Origin of the sequence: Oceanobacter kriegii DSM 6294 (genome assembly GCF_000422845.1) — a bacterium.
Taxonomy (GTDB): domain Bacteria; phylum Pseudomonadota; class Gammaproteobacteria; order Pseudomonadales; family Oceanobacteraceae; genus Oceanobacter; species Oceanobacter kriegii.
This window is the reverse complement of record NZ_AUGV01000030.1, coordinates 1-15,064: the sequence shown is the minus strand read 5'-3', so window position 1 is coordinate 15,064 and position 15,064 is coordinate 1. Positions and strand designations below refer to the sequence as shown.

At 56.3% G+C, this 15,064-nt stretch carries 12 protein-coding genes and 1 rRNA gene; all 13 read right to left on the bottom strand.

What is annotated here, in order from left to right; all coding sequences use genetic code 11:
• Positions 1-506: 506 nt before the first annotated feature.
• Complete coding sequence (locus G516_RS0113050; RefSeq protein WP_028294028.1) at positions 507-1,337, bottom strand: hypothetical protein; 831 nt, start codon at positions 1,335-1,337, stop codon at positions 507-509.
• A gap of 145 nt (positions 1,338-1,482) precedes the next feature.
• Positions 1,483-2,634: an alpha/beta hydrolase family protein gene (locus tag G516_RS0113045; RefSeq protein ID WP_028294027.1), complete on the bottom strand. Its 1,152-nt coding sequence runs from the start codon at positions 2,632-2,634 to the stop codon at positions 1,483-1,485.
• 493 nt (positions 2,635-3,127) lie between these two features.
• The gene (locus G516_RS0113040; protein ID WP_028294026.1) at positions 3,128-4,162 is read right to left on the bottom strand and encodes a fumarylacetoacetate hydrolase family protein; all 1,035 of its coding nucleotides are present in this window, start codon (positions 4,160-4,162) and stop codon (positions 3,128-3,130) included.
• A 395-nt stretch (positions 4,163-4,557) separates the two neighbouring features.
• Positions 4,558-5,508: an NAD-dependent epimerase/dehydratase family protein gene (locus tag G516_RS0113035; RefSeq protein ID WP_028294025.1), complete on the bottom strand. Its 951-nt coding sequence runs from the start codon at positions 5,506-5,508 to the stop codon at positions 4,558-4,560.
• Positions 5,505-6,566 (bottom strand): fumarylacetoacetate hydrolase family protein, encoded by a 1,062-nt coding sequence (locus G516_RS22410; RefSeq protein ID WP_084645051.1) that lies wholly within the window; start codon positions 6,564-6,566, stop codon positions 5,505-5,507. Before G516_RS22410 ends, G516_RS0113035 begins: the two co-directional genes overlap by 4 nt.
• 64 nt (positions 6,567-6,630) lie before the next feature.
• Complete coding sequence (locus tag G516_RS0113025) at positions 6,631-7,188, bottom strand: VOC family protein (RefSeq protein WP_211225119.1); 558 nt, start codon at positions 7,186-7,188, stop codon at positions 6,631-6,633.
• 11 nt (positions 7,189-7,199) lie between these two features.
• The gene (locus G516_RS0113020) at positions 7,200-8,030 is read right to left on the bottom strand and encodes an SDR family NAD(P)-dependent oxidoreductase (protein ID WP_084645050.1); all 831 of its coding nucleotides are present in this window, start codon (positions 8,028-8,030) and stop codon (positions 7,200-7,202) included.
• Positions 8,030-9,310, bottom strand: coding sequence for a histidinol dehydrogenase (hisD, locus tag G516_RS0113015; RefSeq protein WP_028294022.1), 1,281 nt, complete (start codon positions 9,308-9,310; stop codon positions 8,030-8,032). The genes G516_RS0113020 and hisD overlap by 1 nt, the downstream gene beginning before the upstream one ends.
• A 194-nt stretch (positions 9,311-9,504) precedes the next feature.
• Positions 9,505-10,047 (bottom strand): carboxymuconolactone decarboxylase family protein, encoded by a 543-nt coding sequence (locus tag G516_RS0113010; protein ID WP_028294021.1) that lies wholly within the window; start codon positions 10,045-10,047, stop codon positions 9,505-9,507.
• A gap of 3 nt (positions 10,048-10,050) precedes the next feature.
• Positions 10,051-12,495: an efflux RND transporter permease subunit gene (locus G516_RS22405; protein WP_084645049.1), complete on the bottom strand. Its 2,445-nt coding sequence runs from the start codon at positions 12,493-12,495 to the stop codon at positions 10,051-10,053.
• A 2-nt stretch (positions 12,496-12,497) separates the two neighbouring features.
• The gene (locus G516_RS0113000; RefSeq protein ID WP_028294020.1) at positions 12,498-13,646 is read right to left on the bottom strand and encodes a WD40/YVTN/BNR-like repeat-containing protein; all 1,149 of its coding nucleotides are present in this window, start codon (positions 13,644-13,646) and stop codon (positions 12,498-12,500) included.
• Between the two features lie 79 nt (positions 13,647-13,725).
• Positions 13,726-14,481, bottom strand: coding sequence for an SDR family NAD(P)-dependent oxidoreductase (locus G516_RS0112995; RefSeq protein ID WP_036536435.1), 756 nt, complete (start codon positions 14,479-14,481; stop codon positions 13,726-13,728).
• Between the two features lie 452 nt (positions 14,482-14,933).
• Positions 14,934-15,049, bottom strand: a 5S ribosomal RNA gene (gene rrf, locus G516_RS0112990).
• Between the last annotated feature and the right edge of the window lie 15 nt (positions 15,050-15,064).

The following is a 15,064-nucleotide window of genomic DNA, read 5'->3' as shown; positions in this document are numbered from 1 at the left end:
ATTCAATTACGAAGAGCAGCAAGTAGGAGCGAATTTATTCGCGAAAGCATCCAGTCATCGGGAATGTATTCCCTCCGACACCGGACTCAATCATGGAGAGCAAAAAGTAGGAGCGAATTTATTCGCGAAGGTATCCAATCATCGGGAATGAATTCCCTCCTACACCGGATTCAATTACGAAGAGCAGCAAGTAGGAGCGAATTTATTCGCGAAAGCATCCAGTCATCGGGAATGAATTCCCTCCTACACCGAATTTAATCATGGAGAGCAAAAAGCAGGAGCGAATTTATTCGCGAAGGCATCCAACCATCGGGAATGAATTCCCTCCTACACCGGATTCAATTACGAAGAGCAGCAAGTAGGAGCGAATTTATTCGCGAAGGCATCCAATCATCGGGAATGAATTCCCTCCTACACCGGACTCAATCATGGAGAGCAAAAAGTAGGAGCGAATTTATTCGCGAAGGCATCCAACCATCGGGAATGAATTCCCTCCTACACCGATTTCAATCATCGGCCACACGTACGTCCTGCATCTGCCCCAATAGGTCGACCATGCTGTTGTAGTAGAAACTCACCAGATTCGGCACCCACTCTTGCTGTTCGCCAATCAGGCGAGCACGAATCACTTGGTAACGGGTGTCCAGTTTTCTGAATACATCAATACGATCCCCTCTGGCTTGAAGCTGTTGGAGGTCGCGCTGAACCTGCTCGTCGAGATGCGCCATGATGTCCGGGCGACCATCGAGTATCAGCAGGTTGATGGAGCTGAAGGTGGAGGTCTGGTAGGCCAGGTTCTGCATCGCCATATGTACGGCTATGGTCTGCTCCAGCGTCAGATTTTCCGTCGGTTCTGCCAATTGTTTATCCAACAAGGCATGGGTCTGAATCGCGCGGTTAATCCATGTCGGCAACAAATAATCATGCTCGATGGGCTGCGCTTCAATCGCGGCGATTTGCTCAGCCAGGGATTTCACTCGCTCAGCCAGTACGGCATTACCGCTGGTTATCGACCACTGCTGCAACGACGCCAAACTGGCGCGGTATTTTTGCTGGATCGCCGGGTCGTGATTTTCAAACTTGGGGTTGTAGTACATCAGCAGGTTGCTGAGGGTATCTAGGGCCTGTAAGCGCGGCTCGATAATGACCAGGGTATCTTCTGTGTCAGCCTGACTTTTCGTCACAGCCTGAGCTTGAGGCTGATACAGCAACGCCAGTGTTAACAGGGCCAGTAGCTGAACAAGGTGTTGCCTGAAAAGCGCCAGAACGGCTGACGCCTTATGAGAATCCGGTGCTTGTTTCTGTGTATGAGGCTGTTTGGATTGGAACCAATTCATGGAAAATCCCCTTTATTATTTTTGTCGGGTTTTATGGTTGGGCTTGCGGTTTGCTCCGTTGCCGACAGCAAAGCAGCACGGACAAAAAAGCCCCGCACAGGGCGGGGCGAAACAGGATACAGAGCGCGAACGTTTCCCTTGTTTACTACTTCATGGCCGCGAACGTGGCGGCACACCAGTCGGCGATGTAATCGCGCATGGCGGTGCCGTTGTCGGCGCCACAGTGTTCAATTTCAAAATCTTCCGGGGTGAATACCCGTACATCGCATTGCACCGAGTTCACCGCTTGTGAACTGCAACGTTCAACATCGGACACCGGCACCTGACGGTCGCCCTGACCATGGGTGATCAGAAACGGCATTTTGATCTTTTCGATCTGGCCATCGAGGGTGATGTTGTCGCAGTACGTCATAAAGGAATCGAGGTTGTCGTGACCCCACACCCACATCACGTGATCCCAGTAATGTGGCACCGGGTTTTCTCCTTCACGCTGCAAGCGACGGTGCTGCAGATCGCCCCACAGGTGGTTGGCACCCATGATGGCGCAGAGCGCAAAACGCGGTTCGTTGGCCGCCGCACGTGGTGCGTAGTAACCACCTAACGACAGTCCGAACATACCAATGCGGTTTTCATCAACGTCGTCACGAGAGGCCAGATATTCGTAGGCCGGGGTGGCCCAGGCCTCGGAGTTATACACAGCAGTCAGACCGCGCTTGCGCAGTGCTTCACCCGTGCCTGGCTGGTCGACAAACAGGGTGTACATGCCACGCTCGAGGTTGGATTCACCATGGCCTGCCATATAGACCTGTTCTTTCATCGAATCCAGACCGTTACAGGACACCAGCGCCGGGCGCTTGATGCCACTGCCGTCGTGAACAAAAATCGCCGGGTAAGAGGAATCGCCGTACGGAATCTCAACGAAGTCGATGTGCAGACCACGGCATTCAACGTACTTGCGAAACAACTGCAGGCCCTTGTCGTAAGCTTCCCAGCGTGGTGCATAGTCACGGGATTGCATCCGCTCGGCAGACAGGTAATAACCAGACGCGCGGCCATATTTGGTACCGGCAGACAGGGTGTAACCCAGCTCTTCATCGGCGGCGGCGTTTTTGGCCACTTGATCGGCGACCGCAATCCAGCTATCGAACAGCTGTGCGGTACCGGCATCTTCACCATTGGCAGCGGCTTCCTTGATTGGACGAATCGCCACATCAATTTCGCCATGATTGCCACCACACACCAGCGCCAGGTTGGTTTGCAGGTTCCAGACGTAATTCCCCGGGAATGGTTCGAACATGTTTTCTCCTCGAGCCGGAACACCGGCCAGATAGCGCCACGTGGAATATCGCCATACTGGATTGAAGACCCGACGGACGGTTTGCCCCGGATCATGAAAACCACCAGCTGGCCAGACATCCTGCGTGATCGTCAGCAGTACATCAGGTAACCGGCATGAGCCTGTAGGAACGCATTATTATTGTTCTCTTACCTGTCGGTTTGGTGTGCCTTCAGCCAGCAAAGAATCTGGCCGAACGGACATGTGATCAGGCTAACGAGGCTTGAGGTATCGGTGAAATCGTTTGATTCCATGGGAGGTATCGGAGGAACAGGATATTGAGTGGGCTTGCTCAGCCGTGGATCGGTAAAGCCGTTATCAGCAACCATCACGGCTTGTAGGAGCGAATTCATTCGCGAACACATCCAATCATCGGGAATAAGACTGCGCGTCCCGATCCCTCCTACACCAAATTCCATAAAAACCTGATGCAGGGTGTGTACTGCGCACCGAGTTACCCGCCCACGCACTCATTACGCTGCGAACCCAACCCACTGATGGTGCTTTCAATCACGTCCCCCGCTTTCAGGAAGCGCTTGTAATGGGAGCCATTGCCCGCCGGAGAGCCGGTAATCAGCACATCGCCCGGATACAGCTGCACCCGGCTGGTTAAATACACCAGCAATTGCGGAATGTTGAAAATCATGTCGGCGCTGCTTTCGTCCTGCATCAGCTCGTTGTTAAGGCGCAGTTGAATCGACAAGTCGTGCGGATTGGCCACTTCACAGGCCGGCACCAGATAAGGCCCCATTGGGCTGTAGCCCGGCTGACATTTGCCCATCAGCCAGTCAGAGCCAATGGCGTGAAGGTCGGGACGGTGGGTCAGGTTACGGTTGGTGATGTCGTTGACGATGGTGTAGCCCGCCACGGCGTCCATGGCGTTTTCCAGCGTCAGTTTGAACGCCGGTTGCCCGATCACCACGGCCAGTTCCAACTCCCAGTCTGGCTGATCTTCAAGCCCGGATACCGCAACCGTGTCGTAAGGGCCGGTAATCGCCGAGCTGACGCCGGTGAATATGTAAGGGGTGCCTTCTGCACGCTTGTCGACAAAGGCTTTGGCTTGCACCCGAATGGCATCGTCGTCCAGATGCACCCACTCCGGATCTCGGCGCTGGTCCACCACCAGATCAATCACATGCTGGCGATAATTGGCACCGGAGCAAAAGAACTGGGCAGGATTGGGAATCGGAGCATTCACTTTAAGCAAGCGCTCATCAACCACCGGCAAATCATCGCCCAACGCTGACCAGCCACTTTCCAGCACCAGGGTCGCCGCAGTCTCGATCGTCGGCAGGTTGTGCGTCCAATGCTGCAAACAGTGATGCAAGGTGTCACAGCCAGACAAAAACAGTCCCTGTGTACGAGCCCATGGCTTCAGCGCCGTTAATGCCAGTACCTGACCGTTAACCATAAGGCCAGCGAACGGGATGGCCCCGGCAATCGAATACATGGCCAACGCCCAGGTTGGCTGATGGGTGGTCTGACTCATACGTGCGCCCTGCTCCACGTGTCCGTGTCTTGTGTAGATTGAGGATTCCGACGCTGGCGATTTTATTATTGGAACCAGACCGGTCAGGACAGGTTAACTCCGGTGTGGATTAGGGTATAGCCCTGTTACCGTCGGGCTTATCAGTACGGCAGGAAATTGAATACAGAATGAGGGGGAAAGTCGCATAGATGCTGGGATTGCGTGTTGATGTCCGAGCGGGACATTTGCAGATTTTTACGTAATAACGAGGTTGATGGTGCGCGGTGCACACCCTACGGGGATATTGGACGCTGGACACCAGGGTGCGCGGTGCTCACCCAACCTGTTCCATACCGCAAACCTGGTAGGGTGCGCACTGCGCACCGAATCTCCGTGAGAGATCAACACTGCAGCGATTAATACACCGACGTCGCTCGCTTGATCAGCGTCTGAATATCACCGTCATGCTGATACCCCAACGCCAGTGCAGCGTCAGACACCAATGGCGGCTGGGTGGCAAAACCGGCTTCCAGATGCGTATCCGGTTCAAAGGTCACTAACCCCTTGCGATCCTCACCGTAGGCTTCTGCCAGACCATCGATCAGCTGCTGCATGGTCAAGCGCAGCACCGGCAGCGTGAAATCACGCTTGGGCGCGATCGCTTCCGGGCTGATGCTGGCTGCGTGAATCAGGTTGTTCACACAGCACGGCACCGACATAAACCAGGCAACGCCCTCGGCCGATATCGGACAGGTAAACGGCTCACCGGCTTTCAACTTCCAGAAGATGTCGCTCATAAAGGCCGACAGCAACCCGGACGGCTGCGGCGGGCGCGCCACGATACCCGGCAAGCGCACAATACGACCGTCGATAAAGCCCTTGCGGCTGTAATCCTGCAGCAGCAGTTCGGTGGCCAGCTTCTGGTAGCCGTAGCTGATGTGCGGCTTCAGTGGTGACTCATCGGTAACGACCTCCGGCATCGGCGAGCCATACACAGCGATGGTGCTGGTGAAGACCATACGCGGCGGCTTGGAGAACTTGCGGCAGGCTTCGTAGAGGTTGACGGTGGCGGTCAGGTTCACATCCAGACCCAGCTCAAAGTTCTTCTCGGCGGCACCGCCCGGAATGCTGGCCAGGTGGAAAACCACCTCCGGCTCTCCCGCTACCGCTTTGGCCAATACGCTAGCGTCGGCAATGCTGCCTTCCACACACGTAATGCGGCTGTCTTCCGGCAAACCAGCACAGCTCATGTCCGCTACGGTCAACGAGGTGACTGGCTGGCCATTCAGCAGAAAGCCGTCTTCTAACAATCGTTCGACCAGCACCCGGCCAACAAAGCCGTTGCCGCCAGTGACCATGACTTTCATGCGTGGTTCTCCTTGTGGCTGATCTCCTCGTAGCTGTTCTCCTGATCAGAAACTGCAACCGGTGTACTCACGGCACCGGTACCGTTGCCCTGTACAAAGGTCTGGTCGATCTTGCCGAACAACGAACTGCCATCGATTGCGAACATCTCGAACTGCAGGCTTTCGCCATATTTGATGAAGTCGGTGCTGGATTCGCCCTTGTCAATCACTTCCACCGCGCGCTGTTCAGCCAGACAGGCTGAGCCCACTTCGCGGCAGTTGGCGTTCGAGAAAGTACCCGTGCCCAGCACCGTGCCCGCTCGCAGGTTGCGGTTGTAGGCCCAGTGGCGGATCAGCTCGGCAAAACTGAAGTCCATCTCACGACCGTTAGGATTACCAAACCATTGGTTGTTGCGGTGCACGCACATATCCAGGTTCACGCGGCCATTGGCAAAGCTGCTGCCCAACTCATCGACGGTGCAGGCCACCGGCGCAAAGGTGGTGGCCGGTTTGGCGTTGATCAGGCCAAAGCCCATCTGCAACTCGCGGAACAGGTGGCCGCGCATGGATACGTCGTTGATCAGGGTGAACAGCTTGATGTGAGACTCGGCGTTTTCCAGCGCCACTCCGGCTGACACGTCATCCAGAATCACAGCAATTTCGCCTTCGAAATCGCACTGGTCGTCTTCGCTCGGGAAGGCGTAGTCATCAACGGCGTTGGTGAAGTCGTCGCTCTGGCGCTGCACCAGAATCGGAATACCCGGCGTTTTCTTCACGCTCAGCTTGTAAGCCTGTTCCATGATCTTGCCGTGGTTAAGGAAAGAGGACGCGTCGACGAACTGATAGGCACGCGGCAGGGGTGCCATCAGGCGGACCGGGTCAAACGCTTCGGCCTGCACCCAGCCGGACTCGTTCATTTCGACGTTCTGGCGTTCCAGTTCTGGCGCCAGATCGTCCCAGCATTCAATCAGTTGCTGCATGGTACGGGCGGCATCAGCCTCGATCATGCGGGTCAAATCACGGTTTACCAGCAGCAGGCGGCCGTCACGGCTGCCATCTTTGAGCGTCGCGAGTTTCATAGGATTTCCTGTCTTGTTATTGAAGCCTGACGGCCGTTAGCTGGTCAGGTCATGAATGAGGGCGCTATTCCCACAAGTGAGGCAGCTGAATCATCTCGATCAGGTTGCCGCTGTTGTCACGCAAGAAAGTGGTTGGGGTGCCCTGAATCACCTTGGTAAAAACGATGTCGGCTTCTTCCTTGTGCAGGTGAGCCAGCATCTCTTCCATGTCCTGCACCCCGAAGCACATGTGCTTGTTGCCGTGGGTTTGCAGGTCGGTGTTGGGCATCCGGCGTTCTTCCGGCAATCGCTTGGCTTGATCCAGCTGGAACAGCTCGATACGGAACTTGCCCCGTTGGATAAAGGCCACGTGGGCCGGAATGATGTCGAGGTACACCCGAAAATCGAGTTCAAACCCAAGCACCCGTTGATACCACTCCAGCGAGGCATCCATATCCGGCACGCTGATGCCGAAGTGGTCGGGGCGGATATCCGGGATATTGTTCTTGTTATTCATGGTTTCCTCGTTTTTATTGTCGGGCGTCGGGCGTCGGGCGTCGGGCGTCGGGCGTCGGGCGTCGGGCGTCGGGCGTCGGGCGTCGGGCGTCGGGTGATAATGCTCCGGACGCCAGTCTCCCGACACCAGACAAATCTTCAACTCAACGGCCTGCCGCCGTCCACGGCAATGATATTGCCGGTGGTGAAGGTCAGGTAGGCCGCGGAGGCAATCACCGCATCGGCAACTTCTTCCGGTGCCGCCAATCGCTTCAACGGGGTACGCTCGGCTTGTTCGTCACGCCAGCTTTGGTCCATCTGTTTGACAAAATCGGTATCGGCCAGACCCGGTGATACCGAGACCACCCGAATCTGTGGTGCCAGTGCCCGTGCCAGTGATTTAGTCATGTTGTCGACCGCGGCCTTGGAGGCGCAGTAGATCACATTCGACCCCATCGCTGTGATGGCGGCAATGGACGATATATTCACCACCAGGCTGGCCATACCGCTTTGTCCGGTACTATTTTGCAACAGCGTCTTGAAGGCACGGGTTGCGGCAAATGGGCCACGCACGTTGGTGGCCAGAATGCGATCGAGCAGCTCATCGTCGAGACCGTCCAGATCGTCATGGGCGCAGTAACGCGTGGTACCCGCGCAGTTCACCAGAATGTCGCAACGGCCGTAACGTTCTGACACCTGTTCAGCCAGCACTTTCATGGCAGCGGAATCGGTGACGGGAGCGGCCAGCGCACAGTGCGGATCAGCACCGTGTGAAGCCACCACCGGCAGTTGCTCGGCCAGTTCTTCCGCCGGTTGTTTGGAGCTGTTGTACCCCACCACCACGGAAGCGCCAGCCTGGGCCAGTCGCTGACAGATGGCGGCTCCCAAGCCGCCACTGCCACCGGTGACTACCGCAACCTTGCTTTGCAGCTCGGTGCCATCCAGATCCCGAATGACAGCGGCGCCAATGTTGGAAGCCACCCCGTTCATTACTTCTGACCCAGACGACGTACGCGGATGTCAGCCTGCTCCTTGTGGCCCATCATGTGTTCAGCGTTACACAGACGTGAGCAGTACTCGCCCACCATGACGGAGGCTTCATCGGTCAGTACGCGCTGGTAAGTGTGCGTCTTGATGAACTTGCCGACCCACAGACCACCGGTGTAACGACCCGCGCCCTGGGTAGGCAGGGTATGGTTGGTGCCAATCACCTTGTCGCCATATGACACGTTGGTGCGCTCGCCAAGGAACAGGCCGCCGTAGTTGGTCATGCGCTCGAGGAACCAATCCGGGTCAGCCGTCATCACCTGAACGTGTTCGGAACACAGGCGCTCACTCTCTTGCAGCATTTCTTCGTCGGTTTCACAGAGGATGATCTCGCCGTAATCGCGCCATGAAACGGCCGCTACATCACGGGTTTCCAGGCGGGCCAGAACGGTTTCGATGGCCGCTGGCAGTTCTTCCGCAATCTTCTTGGAAGTCGTCACACAGTACGCCGGAGAAGTCGGGCCGTGTTCAGCCTGACCCAGCAAGTCAACTGCCACCAGTTCAGCGTCAACGGTGTCGTCACAGATCACCATGGTTTCGGTCGGGCCAGCGAACAGGTCGATCCCCACGCGGCCGAACAGCTGGCGCTTAGCTTCGGCAACAAAGGCGTTCCCCGGGCCTACGATCATGTCGACGCCTGGAATGGACTCAGTACCAATCGCCATCGCGGCAACCGCCTGAACACCACCGAAGCAGTAGATTTCGTCGGCGCCGGCCATGTGCATGGCAGCAACGATTTCAGGGCATGGAGCACCATTGAACGGTGGCGCACAAGCGATCACGCGTTTAACACCAGCCACTTTGGCGGTCAGTACCGACATATGGGCAGACGCGATCAGCGGGTATTTACCGCCCGGGATGTAACAGCCAACGGAGTTCACCGGAATGTTCTTGTGGCCCAGCACCACGCCCGGCAGGGTTTCGATTTCAACGTCGTGCATGGTGCTCTTCTGGATCTGAGCAAAACGACGGATCTGCGCCTGGGCGAACTTGATGTCTTCGATGGTGCTGGCTGGCACCTGAGCGATGGCTTCCTGAATCTGGGAATCGTTCAAACGAAAAGACTCCGGCGACCACTTGTCGAACTTCTCGGAGTATTCGCGCACAGCAGCGTCACCACGGGATTCTATGTCGGCCAGAATACCTTCAACGATGCCACGCACCTGGGTGTTCATTTCCGCTTTGGTCTCAGCCGCCGCGCCTTTCTTGATGTACTGGATCATGAGTAACCCTCATCGGTTTTTTGTTGTTTGTTTTGGTCGGACGTCTGATGCCAGGCGTCGGACGCGGGTTTGTTTTTTCGCCGGACGTCGGAAGCCGGACGTCTGATGCGGTTTGTTTCTTGTAGGAGCGAATTCATTCGCGAAGCGGTTTATCAATTGACGCCAATCGCGAATAAATTCGCTCCTACAAGCCTTCATTCAATTTCAATATCCAGCGTATTAATCACCCGGCTCACCATGTTGTAGGCGGCGATCAACGCCACCAACTCGACCACTTGCTTGTCACTGCCGAGCACGGCCCGTGCGGCGTGAACTGTGTCTTCGCTGGCTTGTGGCTGATCGGTCATCTCCAGCGCCAGGGTGATCACCGCCCGCTCAACCGGATCGAATAACTTGCTGTTGTCGCGGGCGTTCAATGGCTGTTCTAACGCCTGATACTGGTGATCGTTGCCACCGGCGTTCAGGAACGGCGTTTTGTGGTAATGCCATTCATAAGCGGTGTTGTTGCGGGCCGAGACCGTCAGAATCGCCAGCTCTCTATAAAGGGCGTCCAGTTCGAGATCATTACGAACGGCCCCAAGGTAAGCGGCCCAGCCTTTGATCAGCGGCTGGCTGTGCATCAAGATGCGGTCGATGTGCAGCAACTGACCGCCACGCTTGAGGCGGATGGCCTGAATCAGGTCGGCGAATTCGCCATTTTCAGGGTCGGCATCCGGCAGGTATGGAATCCTTGGCATGGCTCAGCCTCCCTGTACCGCAGTTTTGTTGACGTTGATCGGGTGCACATTGGCGGGCTGCGGGTCATTTCCTTGCTCATTGCCCTGCTCCTTGCTCTTCAGCAGGAAGTGGCCAAGTGCGGGCAGCAGCACCATGGCGCCGACCATATTCCAGAGGAACATGAAGGCCAGCAGAATGCCCATATCGGCCTGAAACTTGATCACTGAGAACACCCAGGTCGACACACCAGCAGCTAGAGTCATGCCCGTCATCAGTACCACCTTGCCGGTGAAGGACAGCGCGTGCTGATAGGCATCCGAGAGGCTTTCTCCGGCCTGCATACGGGTCAGGGTGACTGACAGAATGTAGAGCGCGTAGTCGACGCCAATGCCCACACCCAGTGCAATCACAGGCAGGGTTGCGACCTTCACGCCCATGCCCAGCGCTACCATCAATGCTTCGGCCAGCAGCGAGGTCAGCATCAGCGGCAGGATCGCCACGATCACTGCGCGCCAGCTACGGAAGGTGATGAAACACAGCAGAATCACCGCGCCGTACACCATGAACAGCATGTCGCGCCAGGCGTCCTTCACCACGATGTTGGTGGCCGCTTCGATACCGGCACTGCCTGCCGCCAGCTTGAAGGTCACTTCGTCGCTGTTATTCACAGTGGCGAACGCTTCAACGTGATCCACAATGCGGGTCAGGGTGTCGGCCTTGTGGTCGGCCAGGTATACAAACAGCGTCAGCATGGTGCAGGCGTCGTTGTAGAGACCACGCGGTGCCGAGGCGGTAATGAAGTTCAGCATCGACTGGTTCTTGATCAGCTCAAACCACTTCGGATTGCCTTCGTTCAGGCCGGTCAGTACCCGACGGTTCATCATCGCCAGCGAGTTGGTGGCTACCACACCCGGCAGCTGACGCAGTTGCCATTCCAGTGCATCGACGCGGCGCAGGGCATCGTAGTTGGCGCAGCCAGCACTGCCGCGGGTTTCCACCATGATGGCGAACACATCACTGGAAGCACCGAAGTGGTCGGCCATAAAGGCAACGTCCTGGTTGTAGCGAGAGTCCTGACGCAGCTCCGGTGCGCCCGGATCGAGGTCGCCGATTTTCAGATGGGTGGAACCCCAGAAGCCCAGACCAGCCACCACTACGCCAGCAACAATGGCCATGGAAGCCGGGCCACGCTGGGTGAATTTATCGAGCAGCGCCCACAGTGCGGCTTTTTCTTCGCATTCTTCAGCACGCAGACTGCGCTTGGCGGCCTTGTGACTAACACCTGTAAAGGAAAGCAGTACCGGCAGCAGAATCAGGTTGGTGAAGATCAGTACTGCCACGCCCAGCGAAGCCGCGATGGCCAGTTCCTGAATCACCTTGATGTCGATCACCAGCAGAACCGCGAAGCCCACGGCGTCTGCCAACAGCGCCGTCAGGCCCGCCATAAACAGACGGCGGAAGGTGTAACGGGCGGCCACGTATTTGTGTGCGCCACGACCGATGTCCTGCATGATGCCGTTCATCTTCTGGGCACCGTGGCTCATGCCAATGGCGAACACCAGGAACGGCACCAGCATGGAGTAAGGATCGAGGTTGTAGCCCAGCGCCGAGATCAGACCGAGCTGCCACACCACCGCAATCAACGAGCTGGTAACCACCAGCTTGGTAGACACAAAACAGCGGGTGTACAGGAACACAATGCTGGTAACGATGGCGATCGAGATCAGGAAGAAGGTCAGCACTTCATACAAGCCATCAATCAGGTCGCCCATGATTTTGGCAAAACCGGTGATATGAATCGTGGTGCCGTTCTGTTCGTAGCGGCTGCGAATGTCTTCCAGCTGCTTCGACAGGGTTTCGTAATCCAGTGCGCTGCCGTCCGGCAAGGTGCTCAGCAGCGGTACAAAAATCGCCGAAGCAGAACCATCCAGGGCTACCAGCTGACCAATTTCACCGGAGCGGGCAATGTTGGCCTGCAAACTGGCCAAGCTGGCATCGGAACCGTTGTATCCATCCGGGATTACAGGGCCGCCTTCCAGCCCCTCTTCCGTCACACCAATCCAACGGGTGTTAGGCGTCCAGAGTGATTTGAAACCGGCCCGGTCAACGCCCGGCAACAGGAACACTTCGTCGCTGATTTCACGCAGAGTCTGCATATAGGCGGCGTCGTAGATGGAGCCGGAATCACTCGCCACCGCAATACGGACAGCATTGCCCAGCCCCGTCAGGTCTTCCTGATGTTCAAGGAAGTTGGCGATGTACGGGTGTGTGGTCGGAATGGTTTTTTCGTAGCTGGCATTAAGCTTCAGCTGACTGGCTTGCCACCCCAGACCTATGGTGACCAGCACACACAGGATGATCACTGCCAAACGGTTGTTGAACAGCAAGCGCTCCAGCGCGTTACCTGATTGTTTGTCGAATTGATCCAGCCCGACTGGCGCCAGATCGAGGTCATTATTGGAATGCATAATCAGTTACTCGAAATTCGCTCATCGGACAGGGAGACCGCGGTCATTCCCTGCAGCCCACTTAACAGCACCCGGCCGTCGTTCATTGACAGAATCGCGGTCGGTGCCAGACCCGGCTCAACCCCAACCTGGGTGGCGTAAACTTCGTTGCGACTGGCAATCAGAAACTGACCGGCCTGATTGATAAGCATCAGCTCGCCGCCATTACTCATCTCGGAATCGACCACCGAAGCTTCGGACGGCAACTGCAACACGTTCCAGGAATCCCCCTGATCACGGGACACAAAGGCATTGCCACGCAAGCCAGCAGCCACCAACTCGTCGTTGCTGGCACTAATGGTGAAAAAGCTGCCACTGTAAGGGGAATAAAGGCGCTCAAATGCCAGATCACTATCGCGAGAAGTGCGAGGGGCGCGGAACAGCAGTCCCTCTTCGCCGGCCAGATAAATGTTGTTAGCATCAGCGGCGATGCTGTACAGATGGCGTTCGCCCGGGTTTTCTATATGACTGATCAGTGGCTGCCAGCTGTTGCCACCGTCACTGGTTTTAAATGCCAGACCATAGGCACCAACGATCAAGCCGTGCTGACTATCGGCGAACCAGACATCCAGAAATGGCTTGTCCGGGCCATCGGACACCAGTCGCTTGGCACTGAACAGCTTGCGCTTGGCTTTACGGCTGCTGTCACCGGCGGTCTGCTGTTCCACTTCTGCCAGAATCAATTGCGCCGCTTGCGCACCATCCAGCTGAACCTGCCAGCTTTCACCACCGTCACTGCTGTGTAGCACCAGACCGTAGTGGCCCACTGCCCAACCGTTCTTGTCATCAGCAAAGCTAACGGCCGTCAGAGTCACACTGGAAGGCACTTGCGCCTGTTGCCAGCTCTGGCCCTGATCATCCGAAAACAGCACCACACCGCGTTCGCCGACAGCGATCAGACGTTCACCAGCCGAAGTGGTGTCGAGCACCGCGGCGTGGGTAGCATGACTGACCGTCACAGCCGGTAGACTATCGGGTTCAGCGATGGCTTCATTGGCCGCCGCAATCACCTTGGCACCAGCAGCAACCGTGACCGTCATGGCAGCGGCCATGGTCAGCGCCGTCGTCAACGACAGAGACGCCCTGCGGGCGCCAGATTGGAAATTCTTCATAACGGCTCCTTTGTTATTTTTATCCAAGAGCACAGGATCGAAGTGGCCGCCAACCAGCGCGGCCGCGTCGGCTTAAAACCTAGAAGGCGGTACCGCCATCGCAGTTAATGGCTTGACCGGTGATAAAACCGGACTCTTCCGACGTCAGGAACGCCAGCGCCCCCACCAGATCTTCTGGTACTTCGGTGCGTTTGATCAGCTGCAGGTCTTTCACTGCATCAAACAGCGCTTGCGGCAAATGTTTGCGAGAGCTTTCAGTGGCAGTAAGGCCCGGATGCAGGACGTTGGCGGTAACACCAAAGGCACCTAACTCGGCTGCTAAAGCGCGAATCAGACCAACCCCCGCCATCTTGGTGGTGATGTAGGAAGCAAAGCCCGGGCGTGGATCGCCGGTGGTGGAAGAGCCAATTTGAACAATACGGCCGTAGTTACGGGCCTTCATGGATGGCGCCAGCGTTTGTGCCAGCACCAGAGAGGCTTCGACGTTAATGGCTTCAAACTTGCGGAATTCCGCTAGCGTCAGTTCTTCAAATGGAATAAGAGGCATGTAAGCGGCGTTGTTGACCAGAATGTCGCAATGACCAAACTGCTTCAGCACGCCGTTTGCGAATTCAGCAACGGCCTCCGCATCGGCCAAATCAACCGCATCGGCATAGATGCGCACACCGGTATCCATCAGTGATTCGATGGTCTGATCAGGCATTTGAATATCAGTCAGTGCCAGGTCACAACCGGCTTCAGCCAGCCGACGGGCAAAGTGAGAGCCCAACGCGCCTGCGGCACCGGTAATCAGCGCAACACGACCCTGGTGGGTTTTGAAAATCTGCTTCTGCATGGAATTGCCTTCTTATTCTTATCACCGCTCCCATGACAGGTAGCGGTGGTGAGTACCTATGCATTCAAGGTATCACCGGGCTGAGGCATCCAAAAAATCGTTTGATTTAATCCAAGGTATCCAAATGGTGGATATAAGTTCTTACAGGAAAGAGGGTTTTGTGAAGGAAAAATGACGTTTCCGGGAGGACGGTGATGCGGCATTCCGGCACGCCTAGATTGCAGTGTTGTGATGAGGATTATGTATGGAGGTGCTTGATTAGCAGAGACGATGACCTCAATGAGTCCAACGCTGCGCGTTGTCTGGCTTCGCCACGCCTGCGGCTCTGGGAGTGCGGTGATGCTGCATTCCGACGGCCCGCCCGTAATGTGTCAGCCAGGACAGCCTATATTCTCAATGCCCCAGAACGAGAAAAGCCCCAGTAACTTTCGCTACTGGGGCTTTAAATAGAAGCTTGACGATGACCTACTCTCACATGGGGAAGCCCCACACTACCATCGGCGATGCTGCGTTTCACTTCTGAGTTCGGAAAGGATTCAGGTGGTTCCACAGCTCTATGGTCGTCAAGCAAACTGGTTTGGTG

What these genes read in the sequence shown, in the direction of transcription:
- G516_RS0113050 (WP_028294028.1), bottom strand. Translation starts at nt 1,337, where the DNA reads ATGAATTGGTTCCAATCCAAACAGCCTCATACACAGAAACAAGCACCG.
- G516_RS0113045 (WP_028294027.1), bottom strand. Translation starts at nt 2,634, where the DNA reads ATGTTCGAACCATTCCCGGGGAATTACGTCTGGAACCTGCAAACCAAC.
- G516_RS0113040 (WP_028294026.1), bottom strand. Translation starts at nt 4,162, where the DNA reads ATGAGTCAGACCACCCATCAGCCAACCTGGGCGTTGGCCATGTATTCG.
- G516_RS0113035 (WP_028294025.1), bottom strand. Translation starts at nt 5,508, where the DNA reads ATGAAAGTCATGGTCACTGGCGGCAACGGCTTTGTTGGCCGGGTGCTG.
- G516_RS22410 (WP_084645051.1), bottom strand. Translation starts at nt 6,566, where the DNA reads ATGAAACTCGCGACGCTCAAAGATGGCAGCCGTGACGGCCGCCTGCTG.
- G516_RS0113020 (WP_084645050.1), bottom strand. Translation starts at nt 8,030, where the DNA reads ATGAACGGGGTGGCTTCCAACATTGGCGCCGCTGTCATTCGGGATCTG.
- hisD (WP_028294022.1), bottom strand. Translation starts at nt 9,310, where the DNA reads ATGATCCAGTACATCAAGAAAGGCGCGGCGGCTGAGACCAAAGCGGAA.
- G516_RS0113010 (WP_028294021.1), bottom strand. Translation starts at nt 10,047, where the DNA reads ATGCCAAGGATTCCATACCTGCCGGATGCCGACCCTGAAAATGGCGAA.
- G516_RS22405 (WP_084645049.1), bottom strand. Translation starts at nt 12,495, where the DNA reads ATGCATTCCAATAATGACCTCGATCTGGCGCCAGTCGGGCTGGATCAA.
- G516_RS0113000 (WP_028294020.1), bottom strand. Translation starts at nt 13,646, where the DNA reads ATGAAGAATTTCCAATCTGGCGCCCGCAGGGCGTCTCTGTCGTTGACG.
- G516_RS0112995 (WP_036536435.1), bottom strand. Translation starts at nt 14,481, where the DNA reads ATGCAGAAGCAGATTTTCAAAACCCACCAGGGTCGTGTTGCGCTGATT.